The sequence below is a fragment of the Vibrio sp. CB1-14 genome, from assembly GCF_040412085.2.
Taxonomy (GTDB): domain Bacteria; phylum Pseudomonadota; class Gammaproteobacteria; order Enterobacterales; family Vibrionaceae; genus Vibrio; species Vibrio chaetopteri.
Map to the genome: position 1 here is coordinate 3048491 of NZ_CP115920.1, position 24924 is coordinate 3073414.

20 protein-coding genes are annotated in these 24924 nt (G+C 47.0%); 11 read left to right on the forward strand and 9 right to left on the reverse strand.

Annotated features, from left to right (window positions below):
• Positions 1–23 precede the first annotated feature (23 nt).
• The 7 genes from PG915_RS13850 to PG915_RS13880 form a co-directional block, all read right to left on the reverse strand.
• Entirely contained in the window at positions 24–1832 is a 1809-nt protein-coding gene (locus tag PG915_RS13850) for an AMP-dependent synthetase/ligase (RefSeq protein WP_353497045.1), read from the reverse strand.
• Positions 1833–2037: 205 nt separating this feature from the next.
• Positions 2038–2997 carry a transcriptional regulator LeuO gene (gene leuO, locus PG915_RS13855; protein ID WP_042496454.1) on the reverse strand — a complete coding sequence of 320 codons (960 nt, stop codon included), beginning with the start codon at positions 2995–2997 and terminating at the stop codon, positions 2038–2040.
• Positions 2998–3555: 558 nt separating this feature from the next.
• Entirely contained in the window at positions 3556–4599 is a 1044-nt protein-coding gene (locus PG915_RS13860) for an MJ1255/VC2487 family glycosyltransferase (RefSeq protein WP_353497046.1), read from the reverse strand.
• A complete protein-coding gene (locus PG915_RS13865; protein WP_353497048.1) occupies positions 4600–5142 on the reverse strand; it encodes a phosphatase PAP2 family protein in 543 nt (180 codons plus the stop codon).
• A gap of 156 nt (positions 5143–5298) precedes the next feature.
• Positions 5299–8400: an efflux RND transporter permease subunit gene (locus PG915_RS13870; RefSeq protein ID WP_353497050.1), complete on the reverse strand. Its 3102-nt coding sequence runs from the start codon at positions 8398–8400 to the stop codon at positions 5299–5301.
• Positions 8397–9716, reverse strand: coding sequence for an efflux RND transporter periplasmic adaptor subunit (locus PG915_RS13875; protein ID WP_353497052.1), 1320 nt, complete (start codon positions 9714–9716; stop codon positions 8397–8399). Before PG915_RS13875 ends, PG915_RS13870 begins: the two co-directional genes overlap by 4 nt.
• 19 nt (positions 9717–9735) lie before the next feature.
• On the reverse strand, positions 9736–10386 hold the full coding sequence (locus tag PG915_RS13880; RefSeq protein ID WP_353497053.1) for a TetR/AcrR family transcriptional regulator: 651 nt from the start codon (positions 10384–10386) through the stop codon (positions 9736–9738).
• A gap of 414 nt (positions 10387–10800) precedes the next feature.
• Here PG915_RS13880 and leuA point away from each other — a divergent pair, with 414 nt between their 5' ends.
• The 5 genes from leuA to PG915_RS13905 all read left to right on the forward strand — a co-directional run bounded on the left by leuA (position 10801) and on the right by PG915_RS13905 (position 16560).
• Positions 10801–12348 (forward strand): 2-isopropylmalate synthase, encoded by a 1548-nt coding sequence (leuA, locus tag PG915_RS13885; RefSeq protein ID WP_353497055.1) that lies wholly within the window; start codon positions 10801–10803, stop codon positions 12346–12348.
• A gap of 115 nt (positions 12349–12463) precedes the next feature.
• The gene (gene leuB, locus PG915_RS13890; RefSeq protein ID WP_353497056.1) at positions 12464–13552 is read left to right on the forward strand and encodes a 3-isopropylmalate dehydrogenase; all 1089 of its coding nucleotides are present in this window, start codon (positions 12464–12466) and stop codon (positions 13550–13552) included.
• 62 nt (positions 13553–13614) lie between these two features.
• On the forward strand, positions 13615–15015 hold the full coding sequence (gene leuC / locus PG915_RS13895; protein ID WP_353497057.1) for a 3-isopropylmalate dehydratase large subunit: 1401 nt from the start codon (positions 13615–13617) through the stop codon (positions 15013–15015).
• A 13-nt stretch (positions 15016–15028) separates the two neighbouring features.
• On the forward strand, positions 15029–15631 hold the full coding sequence (gene leuD, locus PG915_RS13900) for a 3-isopropylmalate dehydratase small subunit (protein WP_353497058.1): 603 nt from the start codon (positions 15029–15031) through the stop codon (positions 15629–15631).
• A gap of 149 nt (positions 15632–15780) precedes the next feature.
• Positions 15781–16560, forward strand: a complete 780-nt coding sequence (locus PG915_RS13905) for a DUF547 domain-containing protein (RefSeq protein ID WP_353497059.1) — start codon at positions 15781–15783, stop codon at positions 16558–16560.
• Positions 16561–16563: 3 nt separating this feature from the next.
• Here PG915_RS13905 and PG915_RS13910 read toward each other — a convergent pair whose 3' ends face one another.
• Both PG915_RS13910 and djlA read right to left on the reverse strand, forming a co-directional pair.
• Positions 16564–17106, reverse strand: a complete 543-nt coding sequence (locus PG915_RS13910) for a DUF924 family protein (protein WP_418641968.1) — start codon at positions 17104–17106, stop codon at positions 16564–16566.
• The gene (djlA, locus tag PG915_RS13915) at positions 17106–17969 is read right to left on the reverse strand and encodes a co-chaperone DjlA (protein WP_353497060.1); all 864 of its coding nucleotides are present in this window, start codon (positions 17967–17969) and stop codon (positions 17106–17108) included. The genes PG915_RS13910 and djlA overlap by 1 nt, the downstream gene beginning before the upstream one ends.
• A gap of 159 nt (positions 17970–18128) precedes the next feature.
• On the opposite strand from djlA, the gene lptD reads away from it, so the two are divergent.
• The 6 genes from lptD to apaH all read left to right on the forward strand — a co-directional run bounded on the left by lptD (position 18129) and on the right by apaH (position 24902).
• Positions 18129–20450 (forward strand): LPS assembly protein LptD, encoded by a 2322-nt coding sequence (gene lptD, locus PG915_RS13920; protein WP_353497061.1) that lies wholly within the window; start codon positions 18129–18131, stop codon positions 20448–20450.
• A 133-nt stretch (positions 20451–20583) separates the two neighbouring features.
• Positions 20584–21837, forward strand: a complete 1254-nt coding sequence (gene surA / locus PG915_RS13925) for a peptidylprolyl isomerase SurA (RefSeq protein ID WP_418642259.1) — start codon at positions 20584–20586, stop codon at positions 21835–21837.
• Entirely contained in the window at positions 21824–22813 is a 990-nt protein-coding gene (pdxA, locus tag PG915_RS13930; RefSeq protein ID WP_353497063.1) for a 4-hydroxythreonine-4-phosphate dehydrogenase PdxA, read from the forward strand. Before surA ends, pdxA begins: the two co-directional genes overlap by 14 nt.
• Entirely contained in the window at positions 22810–23616 is an 807-nt protein-coding gene (gene rsmA, locus PG915_RS13935; protein ID WP_353497064.1) for a 16S rRNA (adenine(1518)-N(6)/adenine(1519)-N(6))-dimethyltransferase RsmA, read from the forward strand. The genes pdxA and rsmA overlap by 4 nt, the downstream gene beginning before the upstream one ends.
• Positions 23617–23709: 93 nt before the next feature.
• Positions 23710–24090: a Co2+/Mg2+ efflux protein ApaG gene (gene apaG, locus PG915_RS13940; RefSeq protein WP_353497065.1), complete on the forward strand. Its 381-nt coding sequence runs from the start codon at positions 23710–23712 to the stop codon at positions 24088–24090.
• Between the two features lie 8 nt (positions 24091–24098).
• Positions 24099–24902, forward strand: a complete 804-nt coding sequence (gene apaH, locus PG915_RS13945) for a bis(5'-nucleosyl)-tetraphosphatase (symmetrical) ApaH (protein ID WP_353497066.1) — start codon at positions 24099–24101, stop codon at positions 24900–24902.
• Positions 24903–24924: the final 22 nt, after the last annotated feature.

Genomic DNA, 24924 nt, shown 5'->3' on the forward strand with positions numbered 1-24924 from the left:
CGAGGGTTTCAGTAATTAGAAACCTATTGCTTGTTAGGCGTATCGCGGTACATCTCTTCGATCTCATCTTGATAACGGTCGTTAATCACCTTGCGGCGCAGCTTCTGCGTCGGTGTTAACTCCCCTTTATCCATAGAAAAACCGTTAGGGAGCAGTTTAAACTTCTTCACCTGTTCAAACTTAGCCAACTCTTTTTGCAGTTCAGTGATGCGCTTTTCAAACATCTCCACCACTTGGTGGTGCTTGATGAGCTCTAAGCGATCTTGGTAAGCAATGTTTAGCTCTTTGGCATGCTCTTCGAGCGTATCGAAGCAAGGCACAATCAAAGCAGATACAAACTTACGAGTGTCCGCAATGACCGCAATTTGCTCGATATAATGGTCTTTACCGATCGCACCTTCAATTGCTTGAGGAGCAATGTACTTACCATTTGAAGTTTTCATTAGTTCTTTAATGCGGTCGGTAATAAACAGATTACCGACAGCGTCAAACTCGCCTGCATCGCCAGTTTTCAAGAAGCCATCTGCATCAAAGGTCTTAGCGGTTTCTTCTGGCAACTTATAGTAGCCACGCATCACCATAGGGCCGCGCACTAAGATTTCGTTATTGTCACCAATCTTCACTTCCGCGCCGGGCATCGGCATACCGATGGAGCCTGGGTTGTAGCAGGTATCATCCCAGCAAGAAACAGTCGCCGTGGTTTCCGTCATACCGTAACCAAGCTTGACGTTAATGCCAATTGCTTGGAAGAAACGGCCAATGGTTTCATCCAATTTAGCGCCGCCACATGGCATGAAGTTAATGCGACCGCCTAATAGTTCACGAAGTTTACCTAGCACAATCTTGTCCGCCAGCGCGTAACTCTTCTTAAGTAAGAACGAAGGCTCCACATTGTCTTGGCGGCACTGCGCCATTTTCGCGCCCATGTTCACCGCCCAGGTAAATAGGATCTTGCGGTGAATCGGTGCTTTAGATACACGTTCGTGAATTGCTGAGAAGATCTTCTCGTAGAAACGAGGCACAGCACTCATTACCGTTGGACGGATCTCGCTAAGAGCATCTCGCACTTGCATCGTATCTTGTAGGTAGCAGTTGGTGCCGCCTCGGTACAATACATAAAAAGTCCATGCACGCTCAAAAACATGCGAAAGCGGCAAGAAACATAGTGAGACATCACTTTCGCTAAGGCTTAGCCTTTCATCGTGTCCTTGTAGCTGAGCCGCAATATTAGCGTAATCTAACATTACCCCTTTCGGCTGGCCTGTAGTACCAGACGTATAGATAAGTGTTAGCAAATCGTCATAGTTAGCTTGTTCAATTCGCGCGTCTAATTCTGGTTGGACGTCACTGCTTACGTCGGCAGTAAATTGCTGCCAAGTCATAGAGAAATCATTGTCCGCGAGAACGATCTCTTCGCTCATCGCGACGATCAGCTCTAGCTGCTCACATTCTTCATAAATGGAGACTGCCGCTTCATATTGCTCTTGCTCGCCAACAAATAGAATACGGACGTCGGCATTTTGTACGATGTAGCTGGTTTGGGCTGGCGTATTAGTAGGGTAAATGGGTACAGTCACTGCGCGAACTTGAAGCGCAGCCAGATCAGCAATGGTCCATTTCGGCATGTTATTGGAAATGATACCAATTTTATCTTGAGGTTGGATTCCTTTTCCGAGTAGAGCGAGTGACAGCGCATCTACGCTAACGCCAAACTCTTTCCAGCTAATCCCTTGCCATACATTGTTGATTTTATGTCGTAAGGCGATCTTGTCGCCACCTTGTGCGATTCGCTCACGAATCTTCGTTACGATATGGAAATCTAAATTAGCCATGTTCTATCTTACCTTTTAGCTTACACATGTAAGCCTTTTTGAGCGCACAAGTGTACCTGTGCCGCCGAAAAAGGCAACAGACCGACATCAAAGTTATCAATAATTCCTGGTAGCTTTACCGCCCAGTGATAATAAGATTTTGAACAATATGAAAAAAGCCCTGAATACATAGTAGTCAGGGCTTTGAGAATTAAGTTGTAATGGATTATGACAAAGCAACCACTTCGCCACAGATAACCATCAGTTGATCACGTAGCCAGATGTGACCTTTATCTTTTTCACTAGATTCGTGCCAGCTCAGGAAGCCGCTGATCTTGTTGTTTTCAGTTGGCAGCGTCAGTACTTGAAGCTGATCTTTGTTTACTGCGTTTTCAACCAACCAACGTGGAGCGATGGTCACTAGCTCAGATTGACCAACAACGTAAAGTACGTTGCTTAGGCTAGTACCTTCGTAAGACGCTTGGCACTCTAGGTCACGGTAAGCTTGCTCTGAAAAGCTACGAACACCGTGTACTTTTGATAGCTTAGCGTGCTTTTCGTTCGCTAGCTGAGCTGTGCTTACTGCACCGTGAATGCGTGGGTGGTTTTTCGCTGCTACGACAACCAATTCATCTTGGAAGATCTCAGTGCTTGAGAAGCCTTGAGCGTCGTAACGAGCGTAATCGATAACGAAGTCGATCTCTTGGAAGCGCATGCGGTCAGCTAGCTGACGGTCTGCTTCTGCATCTAGGTGAAGCTGAACGTGTGGTGCTTGCTCAGAGATGGTTTGCATGATTCGTGGCGCAAAACGCATATCACAAGGAGAGCAAATCGCCATCTTAAATAGACGCGTTGAAGTCTCAGGAGTAAAGATTGAACTTGGTAGCTCGTTGCGGATCAATTGAAGCGCTTGACGCACAGGACCAAATAACTGACGAGCACGCTGAGTAGGCTGAATACCACGACCTTGGCGCATAAATAGTTCATCGTTGAACATCACTTTAAGACGCGCTACTGCGTTACTTACTGCAGGTTGCGACATACCTAAATTATGCGCCGCGCGAGTGATATTCTGCTCTTGCATCACTGCGTCGAATACAGTCAATAGGTTTAGATCTACGCCGCGTAATGTGCTTTCCATGCGGTAACTAGCGATTGCGCTCATAGCATCTTTTTTGTCTAACATTTAGTAAGCCTCGTGTAATTTCAATCTCGACTATTGGGGGTAGGTAACCAATAAAACAGAACAATGAGAACAGCGTCATCGCCAGTGGTGTACCTTACGTCATTCTATTAATCCTCTGCATACTTCGAGGACGAAACCAACTATCCACCAATAATTAACTCAACACCAACAAGATTGACAAAGAATCATCAAATTTTATCGAGAAAAATACAATGACCTTAAACAACAATAAGTTAAACCACATATAAAAAAAGATAAATTATATCTTTAATAACTTTTGTTGGACAGAGCGCCCAGATACATAACCAGACACTATGTCACTCAACCAAAGGGGAGAACAGAGCCTATTTAATACATGCGCAAAAGGCAACCACAACTATTCGCATAGCATATAGTTAATATCTATCGGTATAGAATATTTTTGAAAACCAAAGAGGTGCGTACGGTTGCATACAATCGATTGCAATAACATCAAAACCCGAATCAAAGTGCGATTCGGGTCTTGTTATTGCTATGCCCAACTAACCTCAAGATTAGCTGGGTTATCGTGACGTAAACTTAAACTGAGGCGTAACTAGGAAAGTCAACTTTGTCCCAAAGACGCTTACGCAGATTGGCGCTGCATGACCAATCCCCGCTTACTAGCCAATCGGCAATGCCTTCGGCAACATTTGGATAAAAAACCCGTTCAGCTTGTTTCTCATCTAACCAATCGCGAATCACACTGGCATCAAGAAAGTCCATAGATTGAGCAAGCCCCAAACTATCAAGCGTTGCTGCATTGCTTTGCTGCTCAAATTGACCGTCCAACGGCTTAACGAGTAACTTTTTGCCTAAGCTGAGCGCCTCTGACGGCAACTCAAAGCCACCGTTAGCGATAACACCAGCACAGCGATGGAGATCGCATTGAAAACTCTCGTGGCCAAGCGGTTTCATCAAAATGTTTTCTATCTGAACGTGCTCAATATTCTCTGGGTGATAACAGATAAAGTTGTTTTGGCTAAATCTAAGCAACAGGTCAACAATAGCTTCAGTATTTTCAAATGGAAGGTAGACAAGAATAAAGTCTTCGGAGGTCACATCCTCTCCAGATGTATGCACAATAGGTGGCAGAATAGGCTGCCCAAAATGGTACCAGTGTAGGCCTAGCTGATACTGTGACGGAGCGAAGTGCTGAATCACCGAATCATCCAGCCAGTTTGCGCCTTTTTGAGGCACATCAAACAGAAATGCATTTTGATGGCTAATGCTTACAGTGGGAATGTTCTGCTGCTTTGCGGCCCAAGCAGAAACGGGTTCAAAGTCATTGACCACCACATCATAACCAGAAACATCGAGCTCTCTGACTTCACGAATAAAGTGGGGCAGACTGTTCTCAAACGCTGTTTTCATATAGTTCACACGGCCATTTTCCGTCATGAAGCTAAACCCGCGCCGCGTTTGGTAATCACCAAACTGCTGCATCGAGAAGTACTTACTTTTCTCTCGACCAGAAAATAAAAAATCGACTTGCACATCATGATTGGCTAGCGCCTGACTCATCGCTCTTGCCCTAGCAATATGGCCATTACCCGTACCCTGCACACCATAAAGTATCTTCATTTACACGCCTCCTAGCCAAGCTTGTACATATTCAAGCGCAACGTAAGCCGATGACATACCCAGTACCGCACCAATCACCACATCGGTGAGAAAGTGCACACCAAGCAGAATGCGTGAAGCGCCAATTAACACTGCCCACATCAGCGCTGGGTCGTGCCACTGAGGATAAAACTGGCCAATAATGGTCGCCATCAAAAAAGCGGCCGCAGTATGTCCCGACGGTAAACTGTAGCGATCAGAGGGGGTAATAAAAGCGTGCAGTAAATGAGAAAATTCTTCAGGCCTGCGACGCTTGAAGCTGTTTTTCGCTAACCAGTAAATCGGTAACTCGATAGCAAACGCTAATAAGGCCGCCGTAAAAAACAGCTTGCCAACCGGTTCATCTAAGCAAAAAACAGCGATGCCAAGTAACAGGTACAAATGACCGTCGCCCGTTCGAGACACCCAACGACTTACCGATGCTACTTGAACGTTAAAGCGATGCTTAAGACAAAACAATGAAAAAGCCAAATCTATTCTTGCTATGGGTTCAATCGTTCGCACAACCTACTCCTTGTTAGACGCGCAGTTCATGATCAAAAAGTAATCAGCAACAATGACAATTCGGTGACGATTTATTGGAGAAATGATGAAAGTTAGCGCTAGAGGAACCCTAGTCACTAACTTTCATTTGATTAATAAGATGAAATTTATGGCGTATTACAGCTCTTCATGTTTATGAACCAGTCCCCAATCCGCGAGGATGGCGTATGCAGAAGGAATCATGAACAGCACCAAAGCTGTGGACGCAAAAATACCGAACACAATAGAGATAACCAGAGGCTGAATGACTTGAGCCTGCAAGCTGGTTTCAGTTAGCAAAGGCAACAAACCGGCTGCAGTGGTCATCGACGTTAAGAACACCGCTCTGAAACGCTCACGACTCGCTTTCACCACAGAGTCATGGACGGAGTCACCCTCGTCAACGTGGTGACGTATGTACTGCACCAATAAGATAGAGTCGTTAACGACAATCCCCGCCAATGACACAAAGCCCATGATACTTGGCATACTCATCGCGTGCCCTAGTAGCAAATGTCCCCAGACCACACCGATAAAGGCAAGCGGTATCGCCAGCATTACCACAAACGGCTCTAGGTAACTTCTGAACTGATAGCTAAGGATGGTGAATACACCAAACAGACCCAGCAGAAATCCTTTTGCCATCGACGCGCCCGTCTCTGCGCTATCTTTGGTTTCACCCTCAAAGTCAAAACGCAGCCCTGGATACTCTTGTTGCAGCTTCGCCACTTCTTCGGCTTGGAACTGTCTAATGATATCGGTTGAGCTCGCTTTAGTGGTATCAACATCACCGAACACGCTGACCGTTCTCAAACCGTTGACGCGTTGGATACGAACGTAGTTACGCTGAAAATCGAGCGTCGCGACGGATGCCAACGGTACTTGCGAGCCATCCGCTAAGAAAATTGGGAAGTTCGATAACTGCTGAATGTCACCAATATCTTGCTTGTCGAGCTTCACTTCAATCTTAATGTTCTCAACACCCACTTGGATCTCATCGGCGGTTTGGCCAAAGAAAGCCGCACGCAACTGACTTGCGATCATCTGACCGTTAATCCCAAAGCTCTCAGCACCAGGTCGCAGTTTGACTAAGATCTCTTCTTTGCCGAGGCGCATGTCATCGAGCACGCCACTCACACCATCAAATTCATTCAGGTATTGCTGTATTTCAACCGACGCGGCTTTCAGCATGTCCAGATCGTCGTGTGCAATGCGCACTTCAATAGCACGACCACCCGGACCCATCGTTGGTTGCTTGAATACCATAGAAATTGGGTCTGCAAGCTCCCCCACATCCTCACGCCAAGCATCGATAAACTCATCGATGAGCGTATTGCGAATCTCTGCACTAAGCAGATCCAGCCTGACCGTCGCTATATGGGGGCCAGATTCATTGGCATCTTGGTTAGTGTTGAACTGACTGGTGATCTGCTTCACCAAGGTTTCACCACCTTCCACCTCTTCACTCCACTGCTTATTGAGCTTTTCAGCAGATAGAACGATTTTATCGACCACTCGCTCTGTCTGAGACAAAGATGCTCCTGGCGGCAGAATAATACGAGCTTCGGCAATGTCCCCATCCAATGCTGGGAATGGGTTGAACTTCACTACACCACCAGCCAGTAGACTCACAGAAATAAGCAGCGCCGCAAACACGCTACCCATAAAGGCATAACGATATGAAACGACTTTATCTACCGCATTCACAAGCGTGGTATTCCTAAAGTGTTCAAAGCGCTCTAACAACACACGTTTAAACTTCAAAGGCTGTTTGTCACGGTTATGCTTGTGCAATGAATGAGACAAATGATTTGGCAGAATTAAGAAGGCTTCAACCAGACTCAATGACAAGACAAGTATTAGCACCTGAGGTACTGCCCTTAGTACGGCGCCCATCTCCCCTTGTAAGAACAGCAAGCTACCGAAAATACACACCGTGGTTAAGAAAGAGGAAATAACACCCGGCAGCACTTTCTTAACGCCATTGATAACCGCATCATCAATTTTCTGCCCACGGTCTAAGTGCGCCTGTATCGACTCTGCGATCACGATGGCATCATCCATCATGATACCAATCGCCATTAGAAGCCCCACCAGAGACATGATGTTAATGGATAGCCCAAGATTCGCCATCAAGAACAGGCCGCCAAGGAACGCCACTGGCAAGCCCGCGGCCACCCAGAATGAGTAACGGAAACTGAAAAACAGCCACATGGTCGCAAATACCAGCAAAATACCTTGCCAGCCGTTTTTTACCATCATGGTCAGACGATCCCACAATATGGATGACATATCATTGGTCAATTCAAGCGTAACCCCCTCAGGGGCAATCAGACGCTGCGCTTCTACAAACTCCGTTACCTTCTCTTTCACACGTAGCGCGTCATCTTCCTTGTTCTTACTGATTTTAAGCAAAGCCGAAGGCTTGCCATTAAACAGAACTTTTTGTTCATCCAGTTCGAAACGGTCGGTAATAGTGGCGACATCTTTGAGACGAATTAACGCGCCACTTGGGCTTGAGCCCACAACGATCGACTCTAACTCTTGAGGCGTAATACGCCTCTCATCAAAGCGAATCAAAAAGTTCTTATCTTCCGTTTCGACATTGCCGCTTGGGAGCTTAATGTTTTGATGACCAATCTGGGTAGCAATATCACCGATACTTAACCCTAGCTGACGCATGATTTGAGTATTGAGCTCTACACGGTATTGGTGATCAGAAAAGCCACTGACATCGACGAGCGAGACACCATAGTCAAGTTTTAGCGTGCGCTTTAACTGCTCAGCGTACGCTTTTAGCTCTGGCCAACTGGTCTCAGCAGTAATCGCAACATCCACTACGGGTTCGTTCCAATCCAGCTCTTGTACCACTGGTGATTCAATCTCATCAGGAAAGTCATTGATCGCGTTGATCTGAGTTTGAACATCCACCAGCATTCGGCCAATGTCGGCTTTTTCATCAAGCTTGAGGGTCAATCTTGCTGAGCCTTCAATCGCTTCACATTTGGTCTCTACGATGTTTGAAAGGCCGTCAACCGCATCTTCCATACGCACACACAAGCTCTCTTCCACTTCTTGCGGCGAGGCACCAGGGTAAGTGATCGCGGCCATAATGTAGGGAGGATCGAACTCAGGAAAGGTCTCACGCTTGATGGTCGACAGCGAGCTGATACCGAGTATCAGCAGCGCCAGCATCAGTAGATTCGCCGCCGTTGGGTGTTTGGAGAAAAATCGAATCATTGGGTAACCTCTCCAACACCGTGATCATCACTTTGACTATCACGCAACAGCATCCCCTCAATGGCTGGCAAGATATCATTGAGGATCACCTTTTCACCCGCTTCAAGATTACCAGAAATGATCACCTGGTTGTCACGGCGATATTCGACATTCACATCGCGCATTTCCAAACGATTTTCCGCGTTCATCAAATAGATCTTATCACCGTGCAAAGCTCGCTCAGGGACAGACCAAGACTGCTGTTTTTGACCTTCAATTGTCGCCTTCACAAACATGCCATTAACCAGCACAGGAGTCCCTGCCAAGCCACTACTGCTTGGTAATTGCGAGACCTCTAGGATCACTCCTGCGGTTGCTTGGTTGGCATCAACCGTTTCACTCACGCGCGCGACTTTCGCTGGCCACGTTGCAGTAAGGTTGCCGCTACTGAGTTCGACTGTCGCTTGTAACTTACCTAGCTCGCCGCGCTCGGTTTGGTCTTCATCCCATGAGAGGGTGTCCGAAAGCAGTTGTAAGTCATGGATAGACAATTGCGCTTCCACTTCCATGACATCGTTTAGGTGCGCGGTGACCATGGTTTGCTGTAAGTTCACCACCTGATTGATCTCAGCATCAACCTCTGAGATACGCATCGTCATTGGCAGCGCAATACGAGTTTTCTCTAGCGAGCGCTGCGCTTCATCGGCTTTGGCTTGATTGACCTTAACCAATGCTTCAGATACACCACGCTCATCTGGCATCAGCGCCAATTGATTTTCAATCTCTTGGACTAGCTTCTCCTGTGAAAGCATATTTAGCTGCTGAGTATCAACATCGGACTGTGAAGTGAGCCCGCGCTTATTCAGATCCACGCGGCGCTGATACTCGTTTTCTGCCAGCTTCAAACGATTCATCTCAATCGACAAAGTCTGCTTTAGGTTTGTCTCTTCCTGATCAAGACGCGCCAGTTGAGTCTGACTGGATTTCAAATCAGCAATGGCTTGAGATAGCTTGAGCTCATAATCTAAAGGGTCAATTCGGAGAATTTCTGTGCCCGCGGCTATCACTGTGCCTTTCTCAAGGTTAGGGTGCTTATAAGTAACCGCGCCCGTCACTTCAGCAATGGCTTGCCACTGCACTTTCGGCTCAGCGCGACCAAAACCAATCGCCATTGGTGATGACATCTGAGGTTGTAGCGGCATGATATCCACCACACGTGAACGATCGCCTGCAGGTTTGGTTGGTACATCAGGGCGCAGGTTCACGGCGGCAATTAAAGCCACAACGCCAACTGCAAGTGCTGGAAAAAAAAGGAGTTTTTTATTGATAGACTTCATAGAGATATGATTCTTTTAATTAGGATGGGTCACGCAACAACCCACGCTTAAGCAAGGCGATGTTATGTTCGAGGAGTTCGTTTAAAAATTCTTCATTGACTTCAATGCCATGCAAACTCAGAAGACCAGGCGGTGCGACAAATGGAAACACCATTAGACTAATGAGTGAAATTTTGCACATACGTGGGCTCAGCCCTTCACGTAACAACCCGAGCTCAGACATTTTATTGAACATGAAATCTTGGTCTGGACGACCAATGTCTGCAAACACCTTTTCAAACAAGCGACGCTGCGTGGCTGACGGAGGCATGTGCATGACTTGGGAGATCAAGCGTGGAAACTGCGGTACTTTATTCATTTCAAAATAATAAGTACGCATAAAGTCAGTAAGATTGCCGTAATCGCCATTTTTCATCAGCGATTCCATTTTGCTTTTCATCGGCTGTAAGGTCTCGCGCACCATGGTCTCAAACAAGCCTTCTTTGTTGCCAAAGTAGTAGCGAATCATGGCAATATTAACGCCCGCCTTTTGCGCGATAAGGCGTGTCGACACTTTGTCATATGGCATTACTACGAACAGATCACGAGCATGGGTAAGCAGCTTGTGCCTAGCATCCGTGCGTTCTTTGGGGCGACCAACTTTACGTGTGGCCTCAATCGCGTTCGTCATACCAATCCTTGCTTTTATTAATCATCGATTAATTGTAGAGTAAAGCTTGTTCAATCCGCGAACAGTTAAATTCATCAAATATTAATCAGATGATTAATTATAAATTGGCGACCACCTCCCTCTCTTAGCATATAGAGCGAACTGCTCCGATATCCATAAAAATTCAGATTAACCCTTGACGCATGAAGCTGAGTGCGGTACTAATCTTGTAACTTATTTTTGTGGAACGCATAACAGTGTCATTACGTTTTTCTCTACTCCTGAACCTCCTCCTTATCGTGAAAAAATCGCGCGGGTAGGTAGTGGACGAAAAACACCACATAAAGAATTCCAAAAACCCGCTTACACAAGCGGGTTTTTTTATATCGATTGAACTGGACGTAAACGATTAACCTGGATAAAGAGGAAGCAAATATGAACGATCAGGTGATTATATTCGACACCACATTGCGTGACGGCGAACAAGCACTTTCAGCAAGTCTAACAGTGAAAGAGAAGCTGCAAATTGCTTATGCGCTCGAGCGTCTAGGTGTTGATGTTATCGAAGCTGGTTTCCCTATCTCCTCTCCGGGTGATTTTGAATCGGTGCAGACGATTGCGAAACACATTAAAGATAGCCGCGTATGTGCCTTGTCTCGCGCCGTAGCGAAAGACATTGATGCGGCGGCTGAAGCGTTGAAAGTAGCGGATGCGTTCCGTATCCACACCTTCATTTCAACCTCGACCGTCCACGTTCAAGACAAACTGCGCCGCAGCTACGACGATGTGGTTGAGATGGGCGTAAAAGCGGTCAAGCATGCTCGCAACTACACCGATGACGTTGAATTCTCGTGTGAAGACGCAGGTCGTACCCCTATCGATAACTTGTGTCGTATGGTGGAAGCCGCTATCGATGCTGGCGCTCGTACCATCAACATTCCAGACACCGTAGGCTACACCGTCCCAAATGAATTTGGTGGCATCATCCAGACCCTTTTCAATCGCGTTCCAAACATCGACAAAGCCATCATCTCTGTGCACTGTCACGATGACTTGGGTATGTCAGTGGCAAACTCTATCGCAGCAGTACAAGCTGGTGCTCGTCAGATCGAAGGTACTATCAATGGAATCGGTGAGCGTGCAGGTAACTGCTCACTAGAAGAAATCGCGATGATCATCAAGACTCGTCAAGAGTTCTTAGGTGTGCACACAGGCCTTCAGCACCAAGAAATCCACCGCACCAGCAAGCTAGTGTCTCAGCTATGTAATATGCCGATTCAGGATAACAAAGCGATTGTTGGCGCGAACGCGTTCAGTCACTCTTCAGGCATCCACCAAGATGGCATGCTAAAGAATAAGAATACTTACGAGATCATGACGCCTGAGTCTATTGGTCTAAAAAACAAAGCGTTGAACCTAACTAGCCGTTCTGGTCGTGCAGCCGTCAAGAGCCATATGGATTCAATGGGTTACAACGAGCATGAGTACAACCTAGATACCTTGTATCAAGATTTCTTGAAGCTTGCAGATCGCAAAGGTCAGGTATTCGACTACGACCTAGAAGCATTAATGCACTTTGCTAACTTGCGCGAAGAAGACGACTTCTTTAAGTTGAACTACTTGAGCGTTCAATCAGGCAGCATCATGGCGACCACCAGCATTAAGATCCAATGCGGTGACGAAGAGAAATGCGAAGCGGCAGTAGGTAACGGTCCGGTTGATGCACTTTACCAATGTATCTATCGCGTAACGGGTTACGACATTGTGCTAGACAAGTTTGATTTGACAGCAAAAGGCGAAGGTGAAGATGGCTTAGGCCAAGCGGATATCATCGCCAACTACAAGGGCCGAAAATATCACGGTACGGGGGTCTCAACCGACATCGTTGAGGCTTCAGGTCAGGCACTACTTCATGTTATCAATAGTATCCATCGTGCTGATCAAATCGAAGTGATGAAGCAAAACAAAGTTGAAGCGGTATAAAAGTTAATACTCGGCTTCTCTACTAGACGGAGCCGAGCCAAAAATTTGTTTGCTCGTACTACAACGAGTAGACCTAAAAATATAAGCAAATACAACATTTAAGGAAATTAGCCCCATGGCAGGTACTTACAAGATTGCGGTTCTACCGGGTGACGGTATTGGTCCAGAAGTAATGGCTCAGGCTCATAAAGTGCTTGATGCAATTTCAGAGAAACACAACATTACCCTAGAGCGTGAAGAGTTTGATGTAGGTGGCATTGCTATTGATAACCACGGCTGCCCGCTTCCAGAGGGCACGGTAAAAGGCTGTGAAGAGTCAAACGCGATTCTGTTCGGTTCAGTTGGCGGTCCTAAGTGGGAACACCTGCCACCAAACGATCAACCTGAACGTGGTGCGCTACTTCCACTTCGTAAACACTTCCAACTGTTCTGTAACCTACGTCCTGCACAGATTCACGCAGGCCTAGAGGATTTCTCTCCACTGCGCGCAGATATCTCCGCAAAAGGTTTCGATATCGTGGTAGTTCGTGAGCTTACTGGCGGTATCTACTTCGGTCAGCCAAAAGGTCGTGAGGGCGAAGGCCCAACAGAGAAAGCCTTTGATACTGAGGTTTACCACCGCTACGAGATCGAACGCATCGCTAAGATCGCGTTTGAATCAGCACGCCTTCGTAACAAGAACGTTTACTCAATCGATAAAGCCAACGTTCTACAAAGCTCTATCCTATGGCGCGAAGTAGTGGAAGAAGTTGCGAAGGATTACCCAGATGTGACGCTTAACCACATGTACATCGATAACGCGACGATGCAGCTTATTAAAGACCCTGCACAGTTCGACATCATGCTTTGCTCAAATATCTTCGGCGATATCATCTCTGATGAGTGTGCGATGATTACAGGTTCTATGGGCATGCTGCCATCAGCAAGCCTTAACGAAAGTCAGTTCGGTCTTTATGAGCCAGCAGGCGGTAGTGCACCAGACATCGCCGGCAAGAACATTGCAAACCCTGTTGCTCAGATCCTTTCTGCTGCGCTGATGCTACGCTACAGCCTAGGTGAAGAAGCGGCGGCACAAGATATTGAAGCGGCCGTGAGTAAAGCCCTAGCAGCGGGTGAGCTTACCGCTGACCTAGCGGGTGACAAGCCAGCGCTAAGCACCTCTGAGATGGGTGACAAGATCGCTGCATACGTACTGAATTCATAATTAAAAACACTGCCCTAGCCGATGGCCGTTCTATTCGGCTAGGGGAAGCAAGGAATTAAGCAATGTCAAAAACTCTATACGAAAAAGTCTACGACGCTCATATCGCCGTCGAAGCAGAGGGTGAAAACCCAATCCTTTATATCGACCGTCACTTGGTTCACGAAGTAACTTCACCACAGGCTTTCGATGGCCTACGTGAAAAAGGTCGTAAAGTGCGCCAAGTAGGCAAAACATTTGCCACTATGGATCATAATGTGTCTACCACCACTAAAGACATCAACGCTTCTGGTGAGATGGCACGGATCCAAATGGAGACGCTATCGAAAAACTGTGAAGAGTTTGGCGTGACTCTTTATGACATCAACCACAAATACCAAGGCATCGTCCACGTTATGGGTCCAGAGCTGGGTATTACCTTGCCAGCGATGACTATCGTATGTGGTGACTCTCATACCGCGACGCACGGTGCATTTGGCTCTCTTGCCTTCGGTATTGGTACCTCAGAAGTTGAACACGTTCTAGCGACGCAAACTCTCAAGCAATCGCGCGCTAAGACCATGAAAATCGAAGTTCAAGGTAAAGTGGCTCCTGGCGTGACAGCAAAGGACATTGTTCTTGCGATCATTGGTGAAACAACGGCAGCTGGCGGTACTGGCTACGTGGTGGAGTTCTGTGGTGAAGCCATCACTGATCTTTCTATGGAAGGTCGTATGACGGTATGTAACATGGCTATTGAGCTAGGCGCGAAAGCAGGTCTTGTCGCACCAGATGAGACAACGTTTGAATACCTAAAAGGCCGTAAATTCGCCCCTCAAGGCGCTGAATGGGATGCTGCTGTCGAGTACTGGAAAACATTCAAAACTGATGCTGATGCGACCTTTGATGCGATCGTCACACTAAACGGCGCGGACATCAAACCTCAAGTCACTTGGGGTACTAACCCAGGTCAAGTTATCGCCGTTGATCAGCCAATTCCCGCTCCAGAAAGCTTCGCCGATCCTGTTGAGAAAGCATCAGCAGAAAAAGCGCTGGCTTACATGGGTCTAGAGGCGGGTAAATCGCTAAAAGATTATAAAGTAGACAAGGTATTTGTTGGCTCTTGTACTAACTCTCGTATCGAAGACATGCGTGCAGCGGCAGAAATTGCCAAAGGTCGTCAGGTTGCTTCTCACGTTCAAGCGCTTATCGTACCTGGCTCTGAGCAAGTTAAAGCTCAGGCAGAAGCGGAAGGTTTAGACGCTATCTTCAAGGACGCAGGCTTCGAATGGCGCCTACCGGGTTGCTCTATGTGTCTTGCCATGAACAATGACCGTTTAGGCCCACAAGAGCGCTGTGCATCGACCAGTAACCGTAACTTCGAAGGTCGCCAAGGTCGTGATGGTCGTACGCACCTAGTAAGCCCTGCGATGGCCGCGGCAGCCGCCATTGCTGGACATTTCGTTGATATCAGAGAGCTAGACTAAGAAGGAACATACCATGTCAGGATTTAAACAACACACCGGCTTAGTCGTACCTCTTGATGCCGCCAACGTCGATACCGATGCGATTATCCCTAAGCAGTTCCTGCAAAAGGTAACTCGTACGGGGTTTGGTCAGCACCTATTTCACGACTGGCGCTTCCTAGACGATGCGGGTAAACAAGATAACCCAGAATTTGTGATGAACGCGCCTCGTTACCAGGGAGCGAGCATTCTGCTTGCGCGCGAAAACTTCGGTTGTGGTTCATCCCGTGAGCACGCCCCTTGGGCACTGGCCGATTACGGCATCCAAGTGATGATTGCCCCAAGTTTCGCAGACATCTTCTACGGTAACTCCATCAATAACCAGATGGTACCAGTTCGTCTTACCGAGCAAGAAGTTCATGAGCTGTTCACTTATGTTCAGGCGAATGAGGGTGCTGAGATCACCGTTGATCTAGAAGCAATGAAAGTGACGGCAAATGGTCAAACTTACAGCTTTGAAATCGATGAGTTCCGCCGTCATTGCCTACTGAACGGTCTTGATAACATCGGCCTAACGCTTCAACACGAAGAGAAGATTGCGGCTTACGAAGCGAAGATCCCTAGCTTCTTGAAATAAATCGCTAACGATTTAGTTGAACTATCCAATCCCAGCCCTACTTTCTTAGTAAGGCTGGGATTTTTTTATATAGATTGTCACTACACTGAAAGAACTCGGCCAAGAGTCGGGTCTGTTGGATTAATCACTTAACGGAATGGATATTCGCTATGCTACGTGTTCTCTCTTTGGTTTTTCTCATGTTTACCACCAGTGTTTTCGCAGCACCAAAATCTGAGCTTTGGTCGTATTGGGATAAAAGTAATGACAGCAACACGCAAAGTGTCTCCCATCAAGACTGGCAGAGCTTTCTAGACCGCTACTTGGTCACCGAAGGCGAGAATACTCTAGTGCGCTATGTCCGTGTTTCTCCCAACGATAAGCAAGCACTCAAAACTTACATTAACGACCTAGCCCGAATAGACCCTAGACTGCTCAGCCGCGCTGAGCAGTATGCCTACTGGGTCAACCTCTATAACGCCATCACTGTCGATTTGATCCTTGATGAGTACCCAGTGAAATCCATCACTAAGCTTGGAGGGCTATTTAGCTTTGGACCGTGGGGTGATGAGGTCATTACTATTACCGGGCAAGCGCTCACCTTAAACGATATTGAGCACCGCATACTGCGCCCAATTTGGAACGATCCTAGAACACACTATGCCGTTAACTGTGCCAGCCTTGGTTGCCCAAATCTGCAGACTCAGGCATTCACTACCGATAACACCGAAGCACTGCTAGAAAGTGCAGCCAATGCATTTGTGAACTCATCGAAAGGCGCTAGCATTTCTGGCGACACCATAACTCTGTCGTCTATTTATGAGTGGTTTGAGGCAGACTTTGTGCAAGATGGCGGTGCATTGAAGCATATGGCGAAGTATCGCCCTGATCTTGCCAATTTCGATGGCAAGATCAAATACGATTACGATTGGAACTTAAACAGTAAGTAAGGGTTAAAAACTTGAGCCTGGCTGCTTCAAGAACTCGATTTCGTCCAAGGTAGAGGCTCTACCTAAAATCTCATTTCGGTGAGGGTATCGTCCAAATCGCTCGATAATCGCTTTGTGGCGATACTCAAAATCTAGGTTATTTTCTATTCCATTGCTTTTAAATAACCGTACCGCTTCTTCATGTATTTTCAACGATTCGCTGTGCATATAGGGCATGTAAAGAAAGGTGCGCTGTTCGGATGTTAACTTTTCATCAGCACCGCTCGCGACTGCCTCTTGAGCTAATGCCAAAGCCATAGGATCCGAGGAAAAAGACTCGGGGGTTCCTCTAAACAGATTTCGAGAAAACTGATCAAGAACGATCACTTCCGCAAGTCTGCCTTCGGCCGTTGAGCGCCAATGATAGAGTTCCCCTTGGCGCGCTTGTTCATGAAGCGCTGCAAACCTTTGAGTAATAAGCTCATCTAGCGCTGTATCTCCAGAAAACCAATCCTTTGGTGATAACTCTTGAAACCAGAAATCGAGTACATCCTTGTCGGTTAGCATTATTTGAACCCTTTCACTTTTTTGATGAGATCATAAGCGTTTTGGATCTCTTGCGATTTCTCTTTTGCTACGTTCATCATCTCTGGAGGTAGACCTTTCGCCATAAGCTTATCTGGGTGGTGTTCATTCATTAGCTTTCTGTAAGCACGTTTAACGGCTTTTGAATCAGCATCCTCAGAAATACCCAGCACATCATAGGCATCAGAAAGCTGCGAGGCGCTGCTTGCTTGCTGCCAATTTCCCTGCTGACCACCTTGGTAGTGACCACCACCAAAGTTGCCACCGCCTTGCTGGAAGCGGAATGCCGCTTCTTGCATACGCAGGCGCTGTTCAAGCTGTTGAGCCGAGAAGCCTAAGCCTTGTGCGATACGATGCAAGACCTCTCGCTCTGTCGGGTGAACACTACCATCTGCGAACGCAGCCGAGATTTGAAGCTCTAAGAAAAACTGCAATAGGTCATGGCGACCACCAGAGGAGATACGTACTTTATCAAGTACACGTTCAAGCGGAAATTCAGCTGATTTACCATCACGAAACGCTTCTTGTGCCGCACGTTTTTGCTCATTGTTGAGGTTCATGCGATCCATCATGATAGTCGCTAGCTGGATCTCTTCTGGTGTCACCTGCCCTTTAGCTTTGGCAACGTGCCCCATCACCGCATAAGCAGCATTGAGAAACTCTTCTTGACGCTGCGCTTGGTCCGCACCACCAAACCCGCCGCGATTAAACCCACCACGAGCAAAGCCGGATTGGTTGAGTCGGCGCGCTTTGTCAAACTGGTGCCCCAAAAACAAGCCAAACAGCGCCCCTAACGGGCTACCAAACAACATGCCGAAAAATACGCCTAAAATTTTACCTATCATGTGATGTATGTGCTCTTTATTTATGAATTTTTGCGCTGATTCGCAGTCTACTAGTGTCGTTGAGGTCAATTTCCTTTATGATAGAGACCGTCTTATAAACGATTCAATATCAATCGAATTCAACTGAATGAATCAAGTTAAACAGGATAGTACAACTCGATGTCACGTTTTTCCCGCACTTATCTAGCGGCCTCTATTGGTGCTGCGCTGCTAGCGTCTTACGCAAATGCCGAAGAAACATCGAAAAACAGTGGACAATCCATGCCACCAGCAGAGCAGTGCTCTGTTGATACTGCACAAAGTTCAGACTCCAATCAAGAGCCAATCAATATTGAGGCCGACTCTCTGGAGGCCATCAATGGCGAGCGTGCAACCTACAAAGGCGACGTGGTGGTTGTCCAAGGTAATAAAACCATTACTGCTGACAGCGTGACGCTCCACCAAGACGACAACGTCGTCGTCGCTGAAGGCAATGTCACCATTGACGATGGCCAGTTTAATGCCGTATCTGACAAAATCACTAACGATTTAAATAAAGATGTCATTACTGCTGAAAACACGCAGTATAAAATGTTGTGTGGGGGTGGACGCGGCGATGCTGTGTACATTTCAAAAACGGGCAAGTCGCTCTATCAAATCAACGATGGCTCGATCACCACTTGTCCAGAAGATGACAATTCATGGCGCTTTCTAGCCGATGACATTCGAGTCGATCAAGACAATGAAGTAGCTACCCTTTACGGGAGTCGTGTGGAAGTAAAAGATGTCCCGATCTTCTACATGCCTTATATGACGATGCCTACCAGTAACAAGCGAAAAACCGGTGTCCTATTCCCGTCACTTTCACTAGGCTCAAAAAACGGCCTGGAGCTACAGATCCCAGTTTACTGGAACCTAGCCCCTAACTACGACTTGCTTACCACTTTCCACTACATGCAAACGCGTGGCTTGCAACTAAAAGGGGATTTTCGCTATCTGACCTCAACCAGTAGTGGTGAATTGAAAGGCGAGTACCTTGCTGACGACCAAAAATACCCTGAAAAAGATCAGCGCTGGGCATTCCAATACAAAAATAACAGTAATTTTGGTCAGCACTGGAAATTGGATGTCGATTACTCTCAGGTAAGTGATAACGACTACTTCCAAGATCTCGATTCTAGCATCGGTAGCCGCTCAGAAGGTCAACTGTCGCAAAAAGGGACTGTTGCCTATCGCGAGCAGTTCTGGGATGCAGCGATCACGGTTCAAGACTTCCAAATTCTGGTTGATGATACTAAGCCTTACCGCTTAATGCCGCAGTTTGAATTTAACTACTACCGCCCTGAAATTTATCAAAACCTGAACTTTGATTTGGTCAGCAGTATCTCTCGCTTTGAGACCGACGATGAGAAAAAGCCTTCGGCGACTCGTGTTCACGTGGAGCCTGGCATCACTCTGCCTCTTTCAAATACTTGGGGTACTTGGACAACCGAAGCTCGCTACCTCTTAACGCAATATAATCAAGAAATTGACAACCTAAACATCGCTGATGTCGGTCCGTTGGAAGAGAAAGTCACTCGTGCATTGCCAGAGTTTCGCACTCATGCGGGCATGGTGTTTGAGCGCGATACCGCCTCTATTAATGGTTACACACAAACCCTAGAGCCGCAGGTTCAATACTTGTACGTGCCAGAAGTTGATCAAAGTAATATCTTTAATTACGACACCACTTTATTGCAAACCGATTACTACGGCCTGTTCCGTAGCCGCCGTTTCAGTGGCGTGGACAAAGTCGCAGCAGCCAACCAAATTAGCTACGGTGCGACGTCGCGTTTTTACGATGGTGGACAAAAAGAACGTCTAGCAATCTCATTTGGTCAAATTTACTACCTTGATCCGGCAAGTAAAAACCCAAATAGCGCCACCGACAATGAGTCTTCAAACTACTCATCATGGGCAATTGAGACCGATTTTAACTACAACGATCGCGTGTTCTACCATGGCGGGATTCAATATGATATTGATTCATCTTCGGTATCACTCGCCAATAGTGCAGTCGAGTATCGGGTCGAAGACGACTTCATCCAAGCCAACTATCGCTACGTGACCAAAGAGTACATCGAAAGTATTAACAGCTATAGCAACGATGAACTGTCAAAGTTAACACGTAACGGTATAAACCAAGTTGGCCTTTTAGGTGGTTATCAAATTAACCGCAACTGGATCGCAACTGGTCAGTATTACTATGACATGACCGAGCGCGTATCCATTGAATGGCTGGCCAAATTAGAGTATCAATCGGATTGTTGGTATTTTGGTGTCGACTACAGCCGCCAACTTCGTAGCTGGGAGTCTGGTATTGTGGGTATTGGCGGCGCTAACTTCGAAGACAACATTCGATTTAGCTTTGGTATCACAGGTCTTGGTGGCAGCTCACGTGCCCCTGAGCCACCAAATGGTAACGCGCTGAAATACGGCAGACCGTTTATACTTAACCAATAATCGCCAAGCCGTCACACGATGACATCATGCAAAGAACTTAATTCACTTCACAGACTCATAGTCTGTGAAGTTTTCACTGGGAATATCGATGAAATTTATTAGTACACTCTTTTCAACTTGCCTATTGGCGGCCATGTCGTTTCAAGCAGCAGCGGAGCCCGTTGAGCTTGACCGTGTTAGAGTCATTGTTAACGATGGCGTGATTTTGCAAAGTGATATCGACTCAGCTACCAAAACCCTCACAGCTAACGCGCGTAAGAACAACCAAGAGCTGCCTTCAGACGATATTTTGCTAGAACAGATCTTAGATAAACTGATCCTAGAAAAACTGCAGCTTCAAGAAGCTGAGCGTATCGGTGTTCGTATCGACGATAACCGCTTGTCACAAGCCCTTGGCGATATCGCAGCGAACAACGAGCAAACCCAAGAGCAGCTTCGTCAAACGGTCGCCGAAGAAGGCCTATCATGGGAAGCATTTCGCGAGCAAATTCGTGATGAAATTGCTGCCAGTGAAGCACGTAATGCTATGGTAAGACAGCGCATCAACATTCTTCCTGCAGAGGTTGATAACCTTTCTGAGCTGCTCGCGAAAGAAAGTGACGCGACAGTGACTTACAAGATCCGCCACATTCAGCTTCGCTTTAACGATGGTGAAGATAAGAGCGTTCAAGAGAAGCAAGCAGAAACCATTATCGAACGACTAAACGGCGGTGAAGACTTCGCAACCATGGCCTATACCTTCTCGAAAGGTCCAAAAGCACTAGAAGGTGGTGATTGGGGCTGGATGCGTAAAGAGGAAATGCCAACTATCTTTGCTGACCAAATCAACATGCAGACCAAAGGAACCATCATTGGTCCATTTCGTAGCGGCGTTGGTTTTCACATCCTGAAAATCGAAGACGTGAAAGGTCTAGAAACCGTCTCTGTGACTGAAGTAAATGCCCGTCATATTCTGATCAAGCCAACGGTTATCCTTAGTGATGAGGGCGTGAAACGTCAGCTCAACACCATTATTCAAAAAGTTCAATCTGGTGAAGCGAGCTTTGCCGAAATGGCTGAACAGTTCAGCCAAGATCCAGGCTCAGCAGTACAAGGTGGTGAACTCGGCTATCAAACCCCAGAGCTTTATGTGCCTGAATTTAAGCACCAAGTGGAAACCCTACCGGTTAAACAGATCAGTGAACCATTTAAAACCGTTCACGGCTGGCACATTGTAGAAGTTCTGGATCGCCGCGATGTCGACAAAACAGGTTCTGCGATGCAAAACCGTGCATACCGTATCCTATTTAACCGTAAGTTTAATGAAGAAGCATCAGCATGGATCCAAGAACTTCGTGCGAGTGCCTTTGTAGAGATGGTTGAGGACGAAGAGAATGCAACCAATTAAGCGCATTATCGTTACCGCCGGTGAGCCGGCGGGCATCGGCCCCGATTTGGCGGTAGCTTTGTCGCAAAAATCATGGCCACATCAAGTGGTCATTTGCGCAGATAAGTCACTGATAGCGAATCGAGCTAAGCAACTTGGTATCAACGTCGAACTGGTTGACTTCGACGAGCAGAACTTTGATTCCCAACAGCAAGGGCGCCTGGTCATTCTCCATGAACCGTTATCCGTTCCTGCAAAAGCTGGCGTTCTGGATGAAAGAAACGGTCAGTACGTACTAAATACCCTAGAAAAAGCCGCAAAAGGCTGTATGAATGGTCAATTTGATGCTATTGTCACCGGCCCTGTGCACAAAGGGGTGATCAATCGCGCTGGCGTTAGCTTCAGTGGCCATACTGAGTTCTTTGCTGAGGTATCCAATACACCACTTGTGGTGATGATGCTAGCAACGGAAGGGTTAAGAACGGCACTGGTTACAACACACCTTCCTTTAACGGAGGTGCCTAATGCCATCACCGAGGATCGCGTAACGCGAATCGTCGACATACTGCATCACGATTTGGTCACCAAGTTTGGCATCAAAACGCCAAACATCTATGTCTGCGGCCTAAACCCTCACGCGGGTGAAGATGGCTGCCTAGGTATGGAAGAGATTGAAACCATCACTCCTACCCTAGAGAAACTTCGCACAGAGAAAAATTATCAGCTTGTTGGCCCACTACCCGCCGACACGATATTTAATGACAAATACTTACGCGAAGCAGATGCTGTCTTAGGCATGTATCACGATCAAGTCCTTCCTGTATTGAAATACAAAGGCTTTGGTCGTTCAGTAAACATCACTCTTGGTCTACCCTTTATAAGGACATCGGTTGATCATGGCACTGCGATTGATCTTGCTGGCACAGGCCAAGCAGACTTTGGCAGCTTTGAGACAGCGCTGGCGTACGCAATAGACTTAGTAGAGAGCAGACAATGAGAAATGATGTCCACTTAGGGCACAAGGCCAGAAAACGCTTTGGTCAGAACTTCCTGAACGATCCGTACATCATCGATGGTATCGTATCTTCAATTAACCCAAGACCGGGCCAAAACCTGGTTGAGATCGGTCCGGGTCTTGGCGCGATTACTGAGCCAGTGGGTAAAGAAGTCGACAAGTTTACGGTTATCGAACTCGACCGTGACTTGGCACAGCGTCTGCGTACTCACCCAGATCTTGCTGACAAGCTAACGATTCACGAAGGCGATGCAATGCGTTTTGACTTCACTCAGCTGGTGAAGCCAAACAACAAACTGCGTATCTTTGGTAACCTACCATATAACATCTCTACGCCTTTGATGTTCCACCTATTTGAATTCCATAAAGACATTCAAGACATGCACTTTATGCTTCAAAAAGAAGTAGTTAACCGTCTAGCAGCAGGGCCAGGCAGTAAAGCTTATGGCCGTCTAACGGTCATGGCGCAGTACTACTGTAAAGTGGTACCTGTACTTGAAGTTCCGCCAACAGCATTCGTGCCGCCGCCGAAAGTTGACTCAGCGGTTGTGCGCCTAGTGCCTTACGAGGAGCTACCGTACCCAGCAACCAGCCTTAAATGGCTCGATCGCGTATGTCGCGAAGGCTTCAACCAGCGTCGTAAGACCGTGCGTAACTGCTATAAAGCACTCATGTCGGCAGAAACCCTGGAAGAGCTTGGTGTGAACCCATCAATGCGCCCAGAGAACCTGACGCTGCAACAGTTTGTTGACATGGCAAACTGGCTCGACGCCAACCATGGATAATACAAATCAATAACAGAAAAAACGCTCACTAGCTTGCTATTGAGCGTTTTTTGTCATATCTGAATATGCACTTCAAGCAGTTAGGAGATTGACATGGAGTCGACCACGCCATGCATTAAATGCCAAGTACACACTAAGTACGTTGAAGAACAATCCGATCCAGACAACAACCGTTATGTTTTTGCCTACATCATTACTATCAAAAATCTAAGTCAGGAAACGGTTCAACTGATAAGCCGACGTTGGCTCATTACCGATGCCAATGGCAAACAGCTTACCGTAGAGGGCGACGGTGTCGTGGGTCAGCAGCCAGTGATAGAGAAAAATGATGAGTATACCTACACCAGCGGTACCGCGATCGAAACGCCACTCGGCGTGATGCAAGGGCACTACATCATGCTAGATGCCAACGGCAAACAGTTTACCGCCGAAATTGAGCCATTCCGCTTAGCCATTCCCAACATACTGAATTAAGGAACACTGTGGCCAACTACATTGTCGGAGACATTCAAGGCTGTCTCGATGAACTGCAGCTTTTATTAGCTAGCGTTAGCTTTAACCCGCAACAAGATACCATTTGGTTCGCTGGCGATCTCGTCGCAAGAGGACCAAAGTCTTTAGAAACACTTAGGTATGTTAAATCACTAGGAGATGCGGCTAAGGTTTGTTTAGGCAACCACGATTTACATCTTCTTGCGGTGTCTTTAGGCGTTCACAAAACAAAGCCAAAGGACAAAACGTTACCCATCCTCGAAGCGAGCGACAGAGACGAGTTACTTAACTGGCTAAGACAACAACCATTATTGCTTGAACATGATGAGTTTGTCGTTTGTCATGCGGGGATCTCACCACAATGGACACTGAAACAAGCGAAGAAATGCGCAAAAAAGGTAGCAAAAAAGCTACGCGGAGACGATTGGCAGTCACTGATCAAAAACATGTATAGCAACGAGCCGGACGCCTGGTCTTCTGAACTCAAAGGGATTGAGCGACTTCGCTATACCATCAATGCTTACACCCGAATGCGATTTTGTTTTCCTGATGGTCGCTTAGACATGGGTTGCAAGCTCCCTCCTTCAGAAGTAAATCCGAGTGAATATGTACCCTGGTTTGCCCTACCATCACGTGAGCCACTGAGTAAAACTGTGATTTTTGGTCATTGGGCAGCGCTGGGTGGTTATGTCAGCGAAGAGGTCATAGGGCTTGATACCGGCTGTGTATGGGGTGGGGAACTGACCATGATCCGCTGGGAAGACAAAGCGCTATTTAGTCAGCCTGCGCTGTAACAATCGATAAAACTCGCCAGTC